This window comes from Hymenobacter sp. PAMC 26628 (assembly GCF_001562275.1).
GTDB lineage: Bacteria > Bacteroidota > Bacteroidia > Cytophagales > Hymenobacteraceae > Hymenobacter.
The window spans coordinates 3,426,473-3,441,441 of sequence record NZ_CP014304.1; the positions used below are offsets into that span (position 1 = coordinate 3,426,473).

14 protein-coding genes are annotated in these 14,969 nt (G+C 62.7%); 5 read left to right on the forward strand and 9 right to left on the reverse strand.

Annotation, left to right across the window (positions count from 1 at the left end):
- Nucleotides 1-319: 319 nt before the first annotated feature.
- A complete protein-coding gene (gene clpX / locus AXW84_RS14995) occupies nt 320-1,543 on the forward strand; it encodes an ATP-dependent Clp protease ATP-binding subunit ClpX (RefSeq protein WP_068234852.1) in 1,224 nt (407 codons plus the stop codon).
- A 108-nt stretch (nt 1,544-1,651) separates the two neighbouring features.
- Here the strand turns inward: clpX and lpxB are convergent, their stop codons facing one another.
- Both lpxB and AXW84_RS15005 read right to left on the reverse strand, forming a co-directional pair.
- Complete coding sequence (gene lpxB, locus AXW84_RS15000) at nt 1,652-2,761, reverse strand: lipid-A-disaccharide synthase (RefSeq protein WP_068234854.1); 1,110 nt, start codon at nt 2,759-2,761, stop codon at nt 1,652-1,654.
- Between the two features lie 114 nt (nt 2,762-2,875).
- Nucleotides 2,876-3,292, reverse strand: a complete 417-nt coding sequence (locus AXW84_RS15005) for a 6-pyruvoyl trahydropterin synthase family protein (RefSeq protein ID WP_068234856.1) — start codon at nt 3,290-3,292, stop codon at nt 2,876-2,878.
- Between the two features lie 129 nt (nt 3,293-3,421).
- Here AXW84_RS15005 and rfaD point away from each other — a divergent pair, with 129 nt between their 5' ends.
- A complete protein-coding gene (gene rfaD / locus AXW84_RS15010; RefSeq protein ID WP_068234861.1) occupies nt 3,422-4,390 on the forward strand; it encodes an ADP-glyceromanno-heptose 6-epimerase in 969 nt (322 codons plus the stop codon).
- A 108-nt stretch (nt 4,391-4,498) separates the two neighbouring features.
- Here rfaD and AXW84_RS15015 read toward each other — a convergent pair whose 3' ends face one another.
- From AXW84_RS15015 to AXW84_RS15030, 4 genes are all read right to left on the reverse strand, one after another.
- Entirely contained in the window at nt 4,499-4,762 is a 264-nt protein-coding gene (locus AXW84_RS15015) for a hypothetical protein (RefSeq protein ID WP_068234863.1), read from the reverse strand.
- A 158-nt stretch (nt 4,763-4,920) separates the two neighbouring features.
- Entirely contained in the window at nt 4,921-5,928 is a 1,008-nt protein-coding gene (locus AXW84_RS15020) for a zinc-binding dehydrogenase (protein WP_068234866.1), read from the reverse strand.
- Nucleotides 5,929-6,051: 123 nt separating this feature from the next.
- On the reverse strand, nt 6,052-6,744 hold the full coding sequence (locus AXW84_RS15025) for a phosphatase PAP2 family protein (protein WP_157887052.1): 693 nt from the start codon (nt 6,742-6,744) through the stop codon (nt 6,052-6,054).
- 111 nt (nt 6,745-6,855) lie between these two features.
- Nucleotides 6,856-7,563, reverse strand: a complete 708-nt coding sequence (locus AXW84_RS15030; protein ID WP_068234870.1) for a VIT1/CCC1 transporter family protein — start codon at nt 7,561-7,563, stop codon at nt 6,856-6,858.
- 786 nt (nt 7,564-8,349) lie between these two features.
- Here AXW84_RS15030 and AXW84_RS15035 point away from each other — a divergent pair.
- Complete coding sequence (locus AXW84_RS15035) at nt 8,350-9,387, forward strand: PA14 domain-containing protein (protein WP_068234872.1); 1,038 nt, start codon at nt 8,350-8,352, stop codon at nt 9,385-9,387.
- Nucleotides 9,388-9,453: 66 nt separating this feature from the next.
- Here the strand turns inward: AXW84_RS15035 and AXW84_RS15040 are convergent, their stop codons facing one another.
- Together AXW84_RS15040 and AXW84_RS15045 are read right to left on the reverse strand one after the other, a co-directional pair.
- Nucleotides 9,454-10,299 (reverse strand): rhomboid family intramembrane serine protease, encoded by an 846-nt coding sequence (locus AXW84_RS15040; RefSeq protein WP_068234874.1) that lies wholly within the window; start codon nt 10,297-10,299, stop codon nt 9,454-9,456.
- An 11-nt stretch (nt 10,300-10,310) separates the two neighbouring features.
- The gene (locus AXW84_RS15045) at nt 10,311-11,135 is read right to left on the reverse strand and encodes a hypothetical protein (RefSeq protein WP_068234876.1); all 825 of its coding nucleotides are present in this window, start codon (nt 11,133-11,135) and stop codon (nt 10,311-10,313) included.
- A 191-nt stretch (nt 11,136-11,326) separates the two neighbouring features.
- Between AXW84_RS15045 and AXW84_RS15050 the strand changes: the two genes are divergently transcribed.
- Both AXW84_RS15050 and AXW84_RS15055 read left to right on the forward strand, forming a co-directional pair.
- Nucleotides 11,327-11,599: a hypothetical protein gene (locus tag AXW84_RS15050; RefSeq protein ID WP_068234879.1), complete on the forward strand. Its 273-nt coding sequence runs from the start codon at nt 11,327-11,329 to the stop codon at nt 11,597-11,599.
- A gap of 228 nt (nt 11,600-11,827) precedes the next feature.
- Nucleotides 11,828-13,609 carry a glycoside hydrolase family 10 protein gene (locus AXW84_RS15055; RefSeq protein ID WP_068234881.1) on the forward strand — a complete coding sequence of 594 codons (1,782 nt, stop codon included), beginning with the start codon at nt 11,828-11,830 and terminating at the stop codon, nt 13,607-13,609.
- 83 nt (nt 13,610-13,692) lie between these two features.
- On the opposite strand, the gene AXW84_RS15060 is transcribed toward AXW84_RS15055, so the two are convergent.
- Nucleotides 13,693-14,937 carry a hypothetical protein gene (locus AXW84_RS15060; RefSeq protein ID WP_068234883.1) on the reverse strand — a complete coding sequence of 415 codons (1,245 nt, stop codon included), beginning with the start codon at nt 14,935-14,937 and terminating at the stop codon, nt 13,693-13,695.
- Between the last annotated feature and the right edge of the window lie 32 nt (nt 14,938-14,969).

Below are 14,969 nucleotides of genomic sequence, written 5' to 3' on the forward strand. Positions count from 1 at the left end.
AAAGGTAGCAGAGCCTGGGGCCCTACTCCTCCCTAAGTGTAGTGGAGGACCGGGGGCTGCACACCCGAGGAAAGCTGCGCAAATGTATAAGCCGTGAAGTACTTAAGATACAGGTAAAACTACCCGTTTTTACGCCCAGTCTTTGGGTTTTATTCGTTGCGTAAACACTGGCTTTTGCCAATCCGGGGCCCTGCTTATTGGCTTGCCATGGCACCAAATGGGCCTTGCTTGGCGTTGACGGCCGCAAGCCTTGTACCTTTGTGTCCGTTTTGCTGGAAAAGCGGGCTCCTTATCACTCCCTACCGCACTATCTTTCTCCGTGGCCGAAATATCCTGTTCTTTTTGCAACCGCAGCAAGCGCGAAGTCGCTGTTATGATCTCGGGCATCAACGCCCACATCTGCGAAAAATGCGTGGGCCAGGCCCAACATATCCTCGACGAGGAAGCCAAGGCCCAGGAGGCCGGCAAACAGCCGAAATTTAACCTCATCAAACCCCGCGCCATCAAGGAACACCTTGACCAGTACGTAATTGGCCAGGATGAAGCCAAACGCGTAATGTCGGTGGCCGTGTACAACCACTACAAGCGCCTGATGCAGAAGCCGCAGGAAGACGAAGTGCAGATCGAAAAGTCCAACATCATCATGGTGGGCGAAACCGGCACCGGCAAAACCTTCCTGGCGCGCATGCTGGCCAAGATCCTGCAAGTGCCTTTCTGCATCGCCGACGCCACCGTGCTAACGGAAGCCGGCTACGTGGGCGAGGACGTGGAGAGCATCCTCACCCGCTTGCTGCAAGCGGCCGATTATGACTTGGAGGCCGCGGAGCGAGGCATCGTTTACATCGACGAAATCGATAAGATTGCCCGCAAGAGCGACAACCCCAGCATCACGCGCGACGTGAGCGGCGAGGGCGTACAGCAAGCCTTGCTGAAGTTGCTTGAAGGCACGGCCATCAACGTGCCGCCGCAGGGCGGGCGCAAGCACCCCGAGCAAAAGATGATTTCGGTGAACACCGAGAACATCCTCTTTATCTGCGGTGGGGCCTTCTCGGGCATTGACCGCATCATCAAGAGCCGCTTGAATACCAAGCCAATGGGCTTCGCTAAGACGAACTTGGAGGAGCAGGTGGACACGCAGAACTTCCTGCGCTACGTGTCGGCCCAAGACATGAAGTCTTTTGGCTTGATTCCGGAGCTAATTGGCCGCCTGCCGGTGCTCACCTTCCTCAACCCGCTGGACAAAACCACGCTTCGCCAGATCCTGACCGAGCCCAAGAATTCGCTTGTGAAGCAGTACAAGCGGTTGTTCGGCATGGAGAAAATTGACCTTGATTTTACCGAAGAGGCCCTGGAATACATTGTGGACAAGGCCGACGAGTACCGCCTAGGGGCCCGGGGCCTGCGCTCCATTTGCGAGAGCATTATGACTGACGCCATGTTTGAAATGCCCGACGAAGTGGGTGCTAACGAGTTGATTATCAACTTGGGTTACGCCCGCAGTAAGTTCGAAAAATCACCGCTGCGCCACATGCGGGCTGCCTAGGGGCCCCGTAGCAAGGTTTCGCACCGAGGAAAAACGAGGAAGGGAAGTTTCACAGAGATTATCCAACTCTGTGAAACTTCCCTTCCTCGTTTTTCCTCGGTGCGAAACTTACGCTTTCAGGTATTTCACCATTAGGGCGGCGGTTTTTTTGGCGGCTTGCTGCTGGCCGAGCTTGGCGCGCAGCTCGGCGTAGCCGGTTTGAATCTGCGCGCGGTAGTTGTCGTCGGTGAGAAGCTTTTTGAGCTCATCAAGCAGGTTGCGGGCTGTGAAATCGTTTTGAATCATCTCTTTCACCACGGCGCGGCCGGCAATCAGGTTTACCAGTGAAATATAGGGCACCTTGATGAGCATTTTGCCGATGGTGTAACTTAGGACGCTGGTGCGGTAACACACGATTTGGGGCACGCCGAATAGGGCCGTTTCGAGCGTGGCAGTGCCACTGGTGACAAGCGCCGCCGTGGCGTGGCTCAGCAGGTCGAATGTTTGGTCGAACAGCAGGCGGATACCGTTGCGCTCAAAGTGCTGGTAGTAGGTACGGTCGAGGTTGTCGACGCCGGCCACTACGAACTGATAATCCATGAACGGCGGCAGGATGGCGAGCATCACGTGCAGCATTTCCTCGATTTCCTGCTTGCGCGAGCCCGGCAGCACGGCGATGATGGGCCGGGCCTCGTCAAGCTGATTGCGCGTGAAAAAGTCGGCCGTGGGCACGAATTCGGCCACTGCGTCGGCCGTGGGGTTGCCGGCGTAATCGACGGGGTAGTTGAAACGCTGGTAAAATTCTTCCTCGAAGGGCAGGATGACAAACATCTTGTCGACGCGGGCCTTCACCTGCTCGACGCGGCCTTCGTTCCAGGCCCAGAGCTTGGGCGAGATGTAGTAGAACACTTTGAGGCCCTGGGCTTTGGCAAACTTGGCCACCCGCAGGTTGAAGCCCGCGTAGTCAACCAGGATGAGCACATCGGGCTTGTAGGCCAGCAGGTCCTTTTCGCACTCCTTGAGGTAGCCGCGGAACTTGAGCACGCTGGTGGCCGCCTCCAGAAAGCCCATGATGGACAGGTCCTGGTAGTGGTGCACCAGCTCGCCGCCGACGGCCTGCATCAGGTCGCCGCCCCAGAAGCGAAACTCGGCGGCGGCGTCTTCCGTGCGCAGGGCCCGCATGAGGTCGGCGGCGTGGAAATCGCCCGACCGTTCGCCGACAATGAGGTAGTATTTCATTCTTGAATTATGAATTAAAAATTATGAATTATGAATTTCGAACTGAGGCCAACCGATTTTATAACCGATTTGACGCTGCCAATTCATAATTTTTAATTCATAATTCATAATTGATCAGTTGCCGTAGTATTCCACGAAGTTGCGAGGCGTTTCGTAGAGCTTGACGCAGTGGAGCTGGGCGGGCGTGATGGCGGGCAACTCGCGGGCCAGGATTTGCCAAAAAGCCACGGCCAAATTTTCGGTGCTGGCCATTTGGCCGGCCAGGAACGGCACGTCGAGGTTAAGGTTTTTGTGGTCAACCTGGTCGGTGACGTGTTCTTTGATGAGGTCAGACAAGGCCTTGAGGTCGACCACGAAACCGGTGTCCGGGTCGGGCGTGCCCTTCACCGTTACCACCAGGTCGTAGTTGTGGCCGTGCCAGTTGGCGTTGGCACAGGGCCCAAAAACCTCGCGGTTGCGCTCGTCGCTCCACTTGGGGTTGTGCAGCTTGTGGGCAGCATTGAAATGCTCGTGGCGGCTAACGTAAATCATGGGGCGGGCGGGGGAAACGCGCCGGCCCGCCGCTTCCCGTATTTTCGGTGCAAATATACGCCGCCGCCCCCCCGGTGGGGCCCCACAGGCGGGCGGGCCCTACCTTTGGGGCCCCATCTTTTCTCGCTTATGATAGTCGTCACCGGTGCGGCGGGCTTTATTGCCAGCGCCCTCGTTTCCCGCCTCAACGCGGCCAATTTCAACGACGTGGTGGTCGTTGATAACTTCTCAGTGGAGAAAAAGCTGCGCAACCTCGCAGGCAAAAAACTGCGCAAGTACGTGGACCGCGAGGAGTTTTTTGCGTGGCTCGACGAGCACCACGCGCAGGTCGAGTTCGTGTTTCACCTAGGGGCCCGCACCGATACCACCGAGATGGACCCGGCCGTGTTCGACCTGCTGAACCTGAATTACTCAAAGCAGATGTGGCTGGCCTGCTGCCAGTACCAGTTACCGCTGGTGTACGCCTCGTCGGCGGCTACCTACGGCGATGGGGCCCTGGGCTACTCCGATGCCGACGATGCACTGCTGCCCCTCTACCGCCCGCTGAACCCGTACGGCGATTCAAAGAACGACTTTGACAACTGGGCCGTGGCGCAGGCGGAGAAGCCGTATTTCTGGGCCGGGCTGAAGTTTTTCAACGTGTACGGGCCCAACGAATACCACAAGGGCCGCATGGCGTCGGTCATTTTCCACGCCTTCCAGCAGATTCAGCAAAACGGCTCGATGACGCTCTTCAAATCGCACAACCCCGACTACGTGGACGGCGGCCAAATGCGCGACTTCGTGTACGTGAAGGATGTGGTGGAGGTATGCTATTTCCTGCTGCACCACCGCAAAGACTCGGGCCTCTACAATTTGGGCAGCGGCACGGCTCGCACGTTCATGGACCTGGCGCTGAATACGTTCACGGCGCTGGGGGCTCCGGTGGACATTCGCTTCCGCGACACGCCGGAGGACATCCGCGACAAGTACCAGTACTACACCCAGGCCGACATGCGCAAGCTGCACAGCATTGGCTATCCCAACGCTTTCGCGTCGCTGGAGGACGGCATCCGCGACTACGTGCAGCAGTACTTGCTGCCGGACATATACTACTAGCTCGCCGCAACGAAGCCCCCAGGCACTGGCGTCTTTGAGTGACGGCAGAACAATAAAAAAACCGCCGGCTAGGAAGCCGGCAGTTTTTTGTTGACTGGTTGGTTGGCGCTAAGCGGCCACGCGCTGGTCGGCGGCGGGGTACATGGGCCGCACGGGAGCCTCGGTGAAGGCCGGGGCGGCCGAGCGCGGGGACGTATCGTCGGCGTGGCGGCGCAGGGCGCGCATGAGCAGGTACTTATATTTTTCGGCGTCGGCCAAGGCCTGCTCCAGCGCTTGTAGGGCATCGGAGTAAGCCACCACGGGTTGTAAGTCACGGCGCGGGCGGCGGGCTTCAAATACGTGTGGAGCGAGGTATTCGGCAGGTGCTTTCATGGCGGCAGCAAGGAGGTTTTGGCAAGAGTTTCTGGTTGTCTTATTAACCAAAAAGACCGGTTTTTCATTCCCGTTTAGTGACCCCAAAACTAAATTATAGTCGCTGTATATCAGCGCCATAAATACAAATTCTTAGCTCAGTTAAGGCCCACGTTTAGCTACGCTATTTGCAACACGATTTTGCCGAATTGGTGGCCGGCTTCCATGCGGCGCAGAGCAGCTTCGGCTTCAGCGAGGGGAAATATTTCGTCCACTACGGGCACGATTTGCTTCTCCTCTACCAAGGCCAGCAGGTTAGCGAAATCCTGCGCCGAGCCCATCGACGAGCCCAGGATGCTGAGCTGCTTCCAGAACACCTTACCCGGGGGAATTTGCGGGATGTTGCCCAGCGTGCCGCCGTAGAATACGATGCGGCCGCCGGGCGCGGCGGCGTCGAGCAGGGCCCCAAATGGGGCCCCGGCGGCGCTGTCGATGATGACGTCGAAGGGGCCCCCGGCTTGCTTCACCAGGTCCTTCACCCAGTTGGCGGCGTTGTAGTTGATGCCGCCGCGTAGGCCCAGGGCGGGCAGGCGGGCCAGCTTGTCGTCGCTGCCCGAGGTGCCCCACACTTCGCAGCCGCGCGCCACGCACAGCTGGGCCGCCACGATGGCTACGCCCCCGCCAATGCCCGTCACGAGCACCCGCTCGCCGGGCTGGGCCTGCGCCCGGCAGAAGGCCGCCCGGTAGGCCGTGAGGCCCGCCAGCGGCAACGCCGCGCCCTGGGCCGCGCTGAGGTGCGCGGGCAGCGGCCGCACGTACTCGGCCGCGGCCACGGTGTATTCGGCAAACGTGCCAGGGTCGGGCATGCCGCGCACCACAAAATCTTTGGCCTGGGCGCGCTGCTCGTTGCCCCAGCGCAGGCCCGGGTAAATTACTACGCGGCTGCCCACGCCTGGGGCCCCCGCGGGCACGCCGGGGCCCCAGGCAGCTACCTCGCCGGCGCCGTCGGCCCCGAACGTGCAGGGCAGCGCAATGCCGGCGTACTGGCCTCGCTGAATCCAGACGTCGCGGTGGTTAAGGGCGGCGGCGTGGAGTTTGACGAGGATTTCGCCAGGGCCGGGCACGGGCGTGGGCACGTTGCGCAGCACCACGGGCTGGTGCACGGCATCGAGTTGAATGGCTTGCATGGGAAAAATTGGGATGGGAAACAATGAACTGGCCGCCGGCCTGCGTTTGGCGGCGCAAGGTTAAACACGAACGCCTCCGTTTTAACTAACGTGGGGCCCACAAAATTGAGTTGCGGGCCGCGGCTACCGGGCCTGGCCCGCGACAGGCCGCCGCTGCCGCACAGTTACCCAGGCCCGCTCCAGTTGGCGCAGGTAGGGAGAAAACAACAAGTACACGCCCGACACCCAGCCTACCGAGGCCACCCAGCCAGCCACTACATCGCTGGGGTAGTGCACGCCCAAGTACATCCGCGAAACGCCTACCCCGAGGGCAAACAGGGGCCCCAGCGTCCAGGCAAGCCAGCGCCAGTGCGAGCGGGCCAGCAGCAGGCCCACGGCCAGCACCAGCGCCGCCGAGCCCATGGCGTGCCCGCTGGGAAAGCTGGGCGTCGTTTCCGGAGCCAGCGACAGCCACAGTGCGGGGCGCACCCGGCCCAGCACCGTTTTGGCCACTAGGTTGAGGGCCATAGCCCCGCCCAGCGACGCGCCGAAAAACCAGGCACGCCGGTGCTGCCGGCCGCGCCACAAATACCAAAAAATTAGCCCCGCCAGCCCGGCCATGGGCAAGGGGCCGCCCACGCGGGTCAGCGCCAGGTTCACGGTGTCCAGGGCTGGGGTGGCGTGGGCGTGCAGCCAGCGCAGCAACGAGCGGTCGCCAGGAAAGCCTTCGCCCTCTTGTATTTCGGAAGCGGCTTTGAGGAAAATGCCCCAGGGCATCGCCACGCCGAGCAGCAGCAGCAGTCCCAACTGCCGGTGCTGGCCTAGGAGCCGTAACAAAAAACGCAGCAACGACGGACGATGCATAGAAAATAGGGCCCCGACCGAAAAACAAGCCGCACAGCGGCCCAAGAATAGCCCGGCATTCTGAAGACAATCTGCCCGGTGCCGCTAATGCCCCGCGCTGTTCACGAGGTGGGCCACGAAGTAAGCCGCGCCGGCTGCCGCCGCGCCGGTGGCGGCCATCTTTATGGCGCCCGCCACGGGGGCCTGGCCGGTGAGGCGACTCTTGAAGTACCCAAACACCAACAGGCACACCAGCGTGATGACGCCCGACCAGAGCAGCCCCTCGCTGGGCGTAGCCGTGAAAAAATAGGCGCTAAGCGGAATCAAGCCGCCTACGGCGTAGGCCCCGGCGATGGTGGCGGCACTTTTGGGGGCCTGCTTGGAATCAGGCTCCTCCAGGCCCAACTCGTACTTCATCATGAATTTGACCCATTGCTCGGGGTCCTGGGTCAGCTCGTCGGTGGCTTTGGCGGCAGTGACGGCGCTCAGGCCCATATTGGCCAGCAGCTCTTGCACTTCGCGGCGCTCCACGTCGGGCACGGTGCGCACCTCCTCGTGCTCGCGGGCTACCTCAGCGGCGTAATGGTCCACCTCGGTGCGGCCGGCCAAGTAGCCGCCCAGGCCCATGGCGATGGAGCCGGCCACAATCTCCGCCAGTCCGGCCGTAATGACGAGCCCCGACGACTGCACGGCCCCGCTCAGGCCGGCGGCCAAGGCAAAGGGTACCGTCAGGCCATCGGACAAGCCAATGACGATGTCCTGTAGCATGGCTGAGCTGGTCAGGTGGTTTTCGGTGTGCACAAAAGGCGGCATGGGAGTTGGGCGTACGGTGAAGAATTGTGAGCGGCCCTGGCGGCACCGTCTTTGCCTGCGGGGGCTTCGGCGAGGCTTCTACGGCACAAGCGGCGCGCGTGGTTGCCCGGGCCGCAAACCACCGTGGTTAATCAGCCGCCCGGACAACACATTAGAAAAAGACAAAAATAAATTACCATAGCTTAACTGTTTTTTGAAGTATGTGGCACCTTCTTTGAACCTCCTAATTTTACCTTTAAAACTCAATATTTATAATTGAAATATTTCCTATCAAAGTGTTTAAATGCAAAGGACATAACTAGTTTTAAAAAGGGAAAAATTAAGATTATTTCCATTTGAACTAACAATCATAATTAACTATTTACTATATTATTTAGAATACGTTAAGTAAACCTTAAGCAATGAATAAGTCTACCCTGTGTCCCTGCCAAATTGTAATTTCGTGTTTCAACTAACTTATCCCAACGTAATATCAGCGTGCGCTAACCTTTTAGCGGCTCGTTTTGGGTGTCCTTTTGCACCTGCGCGAGGCCAACGCAAGATTCTTTTTTGAAAATAGTGCTAATCCTTGACGAGGTGGCACCAATTACATTTCCACGTACAGCGAAATTTATCTTTTTGCTCTATCCAAATTATATGCACATATTTATTCCCATGTTGCGGTTTGCGACGGCTAAACGGCTCGGATTTGGCGCTGCTGGGGGGGGACGAGGACGCACCGGGCTTCTTTGTTTTGGCCTGTTTTGGCTGGCCGCGGCCGCTCAGGCCCAGCCGGCCACTCCCCCAGTGGGAACGCCGGGCCTGACGGCAGAATATTACCGCGGCTATTTCTACGACGCGCTGGGCTTTTTCACTACCAACCGCCCCGACATCAGCAACCGCCGGGTGGAACAGTTGAACTTTGCGGAAGCCGAAACTGACAACTTCGGCGTGGGGCCGGTGGGCACGTATTATAGTCCGGGCAACCCCGACGAATTCAGCGGGCGCTTCCAGGGGCAGCTATACGTGACGGCGGCGGGGCCCCACACGTTTTACCTGGGTTCGGACGACGCGGCGTATCTGTTCCTCGACGGCGACCCGCAGCCGGTAGCGGCCAACCAGGGCGATACGTTTCCGTTCCGCGAAACGTCGGGCAGCCGCACCTTGGCGGCCGGACTGCACACCGTACGGGTGCTATATGGCGAGCACGGCGGCAGCCAGGGCTTGGTGTTGCAGTACGACGGGCCGGGCATGCCGAAGCAGCTGGTGCCCAACGGTGTGCTCTACGCCCAGCCCCAGGGGCCTATCCGGCCAGTGCTCACGCAGTTTGAGGCGGTGGCCAATAACCAGCAAGTGGAACTGAGTTGGGCCACCGCGGCCGAGGAAAACAGCACCGCCTTCGTCGTACAAAGATCGGCGGACGGCGTGGTGTTCACAGAGTTGCTGCGCCAGCCCGGCGCGGCGCCGGGGCCCCAGAACTATGCGGCGGTGGATCCAAACCCAGCCAACGGCTTGAATTTTTACCGCTTGCAGCAGCTCCGCAGCGACCGGCCGCCCGTGTACTCGCCCATCAAGACGGTAGAAATTGTGCCCGTGCCGTACGTGATGAGCGTGTACCCGGTGCCCAACAACGGCAATTTTTTCATCAAAGTCCAGCCGTCATCCATCCAATCGGGCGTGCTGGAATTACAGGACATCACCGGCCGCCGCATGTACCGGCAGCGCATTGAGCTGCGCAATGGCGCGGCACAGCAGGTGCGGCCCAACTTGGCCACCGGCATGTATATCCTGTACTTCACCACCGAGGCGGGCACCCGGTTGCAAAAAATGCTTTTGGGCGGCTAGGGCGGTTCCCAAGCAGGTATGCCGCGGGCAAACCTGGTAGCCGGTTACTACCCAAGAAGCCACCGTTTATTCCGCCGCCGGGCGCAGCCCCACCAGGGCGAGCGGGCCGGCCACCAGGGCCCCCAGCAGCAGGCCGCCGAGGTGGGCGGCGTTGTCGATGTTGCCCGATAAGCCACTAATCAAGTTGCTAAGCACTAGATATAAGACTAGCCCGAGCATGGCCCGGCGGTCGAATTTGTCGAGCACAAGCTTTTTGCTAATTAGCAAGGCCAGCAGCAGCCCATAGAGCCCAAAAATGGCCCCGCTGGCCCCCACCGAATTGATGCCGCCGCGGTGGTACCAAAGCGTGGCCAAGCTGCCGGCCACGCCGCTGGCCAGGTACACGGCCAGCAGGCGGGCCGCGCCCACCCGCGCTTCCAGTAGCACCCCCAGCAACCACAGGCTGAGGGCGTTGAGCAGCAAGTGGGTTGCGCCGCCGTGCACAAATACGCTCGTGAGCAGGCGCCAGGGTTGGCTGGGCAGCGTGAGGCGGCTCACATTGGAGCCCCAGCGGGCCAGGTCGTGGCCGGTGGGGTCGGTGGCCGACACGCCGCTGGCCGTCATGGCCGCCCACACCAACAGGTTGAGCGCGAGCAGCAGCGGCGTGGCCCAGAACCGGCGCGAAGGCAGCAGCCCCCGGAGCGTGGGGCCCCAGCCAGTGGGCGCTGGCGGGGCAGCCGGGGCCCCAGCGGGCACGGCGGGCGTCGGCACCAAGGCCCGGCGCTGCAGCTCGGCCACGGCCGCGGCCCCCACGGCGGGCGGGTAGCGGGCGGCGTTTTGGGCCAGGTAAAACAGCTCGGCGTCGGGCCGCTCGGCGAAGTGGGCCAGGGCGCGGGCAGTGCCGGCGTCGGGAGTGGCGGGGGTATCTTCCATCGGGCCAGCGGCTACATTACCTTGAGCACAACGCGCTTGTAGGGCTGGCCCGACACCGGCGATACCGGCACGAGGCCCCCCACCGCGTCCTGCACATCCACGGTGCGGGCCACGATTTCCTTGTCGGTGCGGAAGCGGTTTTCGGGCAGCAGGGCGGGCAGGTTGGTGAGGATGTGCTGCTGGCCGCTGGCGGCTTCCGTCATGCGCTTCACCTGGGCTTGCAGCGTGGGGCCGAAGCGGAAGCCATACATGGTAGCGCGGTTCCAGGCCTGCCACGTTTCGCGCGCCAGCCGGGCCTGGTTAGCAAATTCGGGCCCGGCCTTGCCCGTTTCAGCCAGGCCGGTGAGGTACTCGGTTTGGGTTTCGGCGGTCCAGAAGCGCTTGGCCAACTCGCGAAACTGACGCATCTGCTGGGCATCGGCCTGCTCGGCGGCGGGCACCGGGCGCAGTTGCTGGGCAATGGTGCGGGCCACGGCCCCGTCGTAATTGGGGATGGCGTGGGTGGGGGCCTCTACGAGCTGAGGCGGGGGCAGGCGCCGCTTGGCTTCGAGGCGGGCCTGGGTGGCGGCCGCATCGGCGTCGCTGTTTTGCTTCAGCCAGTAGGTGCCGCCGCCCAGCACCAGCAGGCCCAGACCCAGGGCCACGGGCGTGAGCCAAGCGCGGGGCGCGTCGTTATCGCCGGCAGTGAGGGCCCCGGGCAGCTCCACGCCGCGGCGGTGCAACTCAGCCGTGGCCCCCGCCACCAACTCGGGGGCGTACTGACCGGGGCTCTGGACGAAAAACAGCAGTTCGGCGTCGGTTTTTTGCGAATAGAAATCGGAAGCAGCAGCGGCCACGGAAACAAGGTTAGGATGAAGCAATAGAACTGAAACGGATGCGCCGCGCCGACCACCGGGGGCCCCAGCGCAGCAACGCCGCCCCAAGTTCGCGCGCCGCGTCCAAACCGCGACCGCGCGGTGCCGTAAGCCTAGGGCGGACGGCCACCGGCCGTACGGCTTTTGATGCCTCACTTTTTCTTTTCCCTCCCATGCCCGCTCCCGAGAACAACCCCACCGACCCCCGCCCCGATACCGCCACCACCGGGGGGGCCACCACTAACCAAGGCACCGACCAGGACCAAAACGCCAGCGGCAACCCCGAAGCCGGCACGGCCCAAGATGGCGCCATCCCCAGCAGCACCCAGGAAAACATGGGCGACGGCGCGGGCATCCGCGGCGACTACGGCGACGCCAGCCAGACCAACGGCCTCGAAGGGGGCCCCGACCAACCCAAAACCGACACCGAGCTGACGGGTTCTTGAGCAAGGGAGTAGCTGCTAACCGCTTCGGTCATCCTGAACAACGGGAAGCATCGCTGCGGCGGAATTAACTCAATCGGGTTGGTTCCGCCGCAGCGATGCTTCCCGTTGTTCAGGATGAGGGTCAGTTGGCTTTCGGCTGAGTTTCCCTCTAGCCCTTGGAGAATGGCCTGCCTTCGGGAAAGGCCCGCGGAGCGTCGTAATTTGCAGCCTTTCATTTTTTCTGCTGGAATGGCTGTAGTGCTGCGACGCCCCGTATTGTTGGTTTTTCTATTGTTGGGTTGGCTCGGGGCCCGGGCCCAGGGCCCCGATTCGCTGGCCACTCCGCCGCCCAAGCGCGAGCTGCGCGGCTTCTGGATTGCCAGCGTCGAGAACATCGACTGGCCCACTACCCGCGGCGAAACCCCGGTGCAGTACCGCGCCGAGTACCGCCGCCTGCTCGACGCCGGCCAGCGGGCGGGCCTGAATGCCGTATTTGTGCAAATCCGGCCCGCGTCGGATGCCCTCTATAAATCGGAGCTGGAGCCCTGGAGCAAGTGGCTCACCGGCCAGCAGGGCCGGGGCCCCGTTGGCGACGCCGACCCCCTCCCCTACCTCATCAGCGAGGCCCACAAGCGCGGCATGGAGTTCCACGCCTGGTTCAACCCGTATCGCGCCAGCCTCGATACCGTGACGCGCCGCCTGGGGGCCCTGCACCCGTACCGCACGCACCCTGAGTGGTTTATCTGGTATGGCAAAACGCTGCTCTACAACCCTGGCCTGCCCGCAGTGCGCGCCCACATCACCCGCGTTATCATGGACGTGGTGAAGCGCTACGACATCGACGCGGTGCACTTCGACGATTATTTCTACCCGTACCAGGAGCCCGGGCTGGTGTTTCACGACGAAGCCACGTTTGCCCAGCGGCCCGAGCAAGACATTGCCCGGCTCGACGACTGGCGACGCAACAACGTCAATGTCCTAATCCGGGACCTGCACGACAGCATCCGCACGGCCAAGCGGTGGGTGAAGTTCGGCATCTCGCCCTTCGGCGTGTGGATGAATAAATCGGCCCACCCCGACGGCTCCGATACCCGCGCCGGGCAGCCCAGCTACTCGGCCCTGTACGCCGATACGCGCCTGTGGCTGCAAAAAGGCTGGATCGACTACGTGGTGCCGCAGCTGTACTGGAGCACCAATTTCCGGCTCGTGCCCTACGGCACCCTGCTCGACTGGTGGACGCGCAACCGCTACGGGCGCCACCTCTACATCGGCCACGGCACCTACCGGATGCTCGAAAGCACCCGCTCCGACACCGCTTGGCGCAACCCGCGCGAGCTGCCCCGGCAGGTGCGCCTGAACCGCAGCTACGACGGCGAAGTCAGCGGCAGCGTGTTCTTCTCGGCCAAGTCGCTGCGCGAAAACCCGCTCCACACCACCGATTCGCTGCGCCTGAACCTGTTTAGGGCCCCCGCCCTGGTGCCCACCATGCCCTGGCTGGACGCCGTGCCGCCGCGCCCGGTGGCGGGCTTCGCCCTCACGCGCGCCGGCCGCATCGCCACGCTGAGCTGGCAGCCTGGGGCCCCAGCGGCCGACGGCGACGTGGCCGCCTACTACGTGCTCTACCGCTTCGGGCCCGGCGAATACCCCACGCCCGACGACCCCCGCCACATCATTGCCCTGCCCCGCGCCGGCGCCGGCCGCGGCGCCACGTTCATCGACACCACGGCCAAGGAGGGCCTCTCCTATGCCTACTACCTTACCGCCGTCGACCGCCTCCACAACGAAAGCCGCCCCGTGAACCTGCGCACCAACGGCCAGCTGCCCACCGAAATCGTAATGGCCTCGATGCCCGGCCTGGCCGCCGCGCCCGCCCCGGCCGTGGTGCCCGCCGCCGCACCCGACGCGTCCAACTTGAAATTTCCCAAGCTGGGGGCCCTGGACCAAGACGCAGAGGCCGCCGGCAATAAGTTCAAAGTCAAAACGAAAACCAAGAAGCGCGGTTTCTTCGGCCGCCTGTTTGGCGGCAGGTAAGCACGGGACTATCGAAGTGGTCAAAAACGATAAGCGGCCTGCCCATAATTGGGCAGGCCGCTTATCGTTTGCCAAGGGCGTATTTATAACGACCGGTACTCGAAGCTGACGCGGGCGGTGGAACCGGCCGTGCTGGGCCGCACGGCCAGGATGCGCAGCAGCATCAGTTCCGCGCCGCGCACTTTCACCGCGAACACGTCGCCCGCCGTCACGGCCCCGAGGTTGGCCGAAGTGGCGGCGGTATTAAGGTAGAAGGTGGTGCCGGCATTGTTGGCCGTGGGGTTGGTATAGAACCCGGCGGCTACCTGCGCCGCGGTGGCTTTGTAGTAGCGGGTGGTGTTGGCTGCCGATAGCAACACGCTGCCGCTCACGCCGCTCACGTACAAGTCTTTGGCAGTGGGTGGGTTGGTAGCCGGTTCGAGGGCCCCCGTGCGGAGGTTGAACGCCAGTGAGTCGGGCGTAGCGCTGGGGCCCCCGCTGAGGCGGCCGGTGCGCACCGTGGCCAGCGGCGTGGGGTTGGCGAGGGCAATGGGCGGGGCGGTGATGGTCAGGGCCTGCACGGCGGCGTAGGCCACGAACGAGTAAGTAATGGCCTGGCCAGCGGCGTTGCGCGGGAGGGTCACGTCGATGGTGCGGGCGTTGGCCGCGCCGTTCGAAGGGTTGCGAATCACCGCCACGCGCACCGGGGTCCCGCTGCCGAGGCGGTAGAACGTGGTGAGGCTGTCCACGGCCTTGAACAGTTGCCCGGTGGCCGGGGCCACGGGCACGGCCCCCAGGCCCCCTTCGTTGAGGACGACGGAATAGCCCACCACGTCGCCCCCGCTCTGCGCCGGGGCGGCCAGGCCGTTGCGGTACGTGGCCGGCGTGGCCCCGAACTTGAACGTGGCCGCCTGGGCCACGGTGTAGGTGAAGCGCCGCAGCTGGGTGCCGCCGTTGGCGAAGGTCGAAATCACGTCCACGCGCACGGGCAGGCCGTTGGCCACGTTCGGCACCACGTAGGGCACGGGCTGCACCGTGGTGGCGGTGGCGGCGTTGTAGGTGCCGGCCATTGCGGGGTACGTGCCCACCGTCGCCGAGTCGGCCTTGTTCACCACTTGGTACACGCGGACGCTTTGGAGCTGGTCGGCGGCGTTGTAGCCCAGGGTAATCGGGATGGTTTCGCCCACCGCGTACCGGGCCGCCACGCCCAGGCCGGGCAGGGCGATGGACGCGAAGCCCGGGGCCCCGGCGGCAGTGTAGTACGTGTCAAGCTCCTTTTTGCAGCCGCCGGCCAGCGCCGCCAGTAAAGGCAGCGCCAGGGCCAGGCCCCGGGTTGATAAGTGTTTCATAGAAGGAAAATGCTAAGTCCAGAAAATAGGCG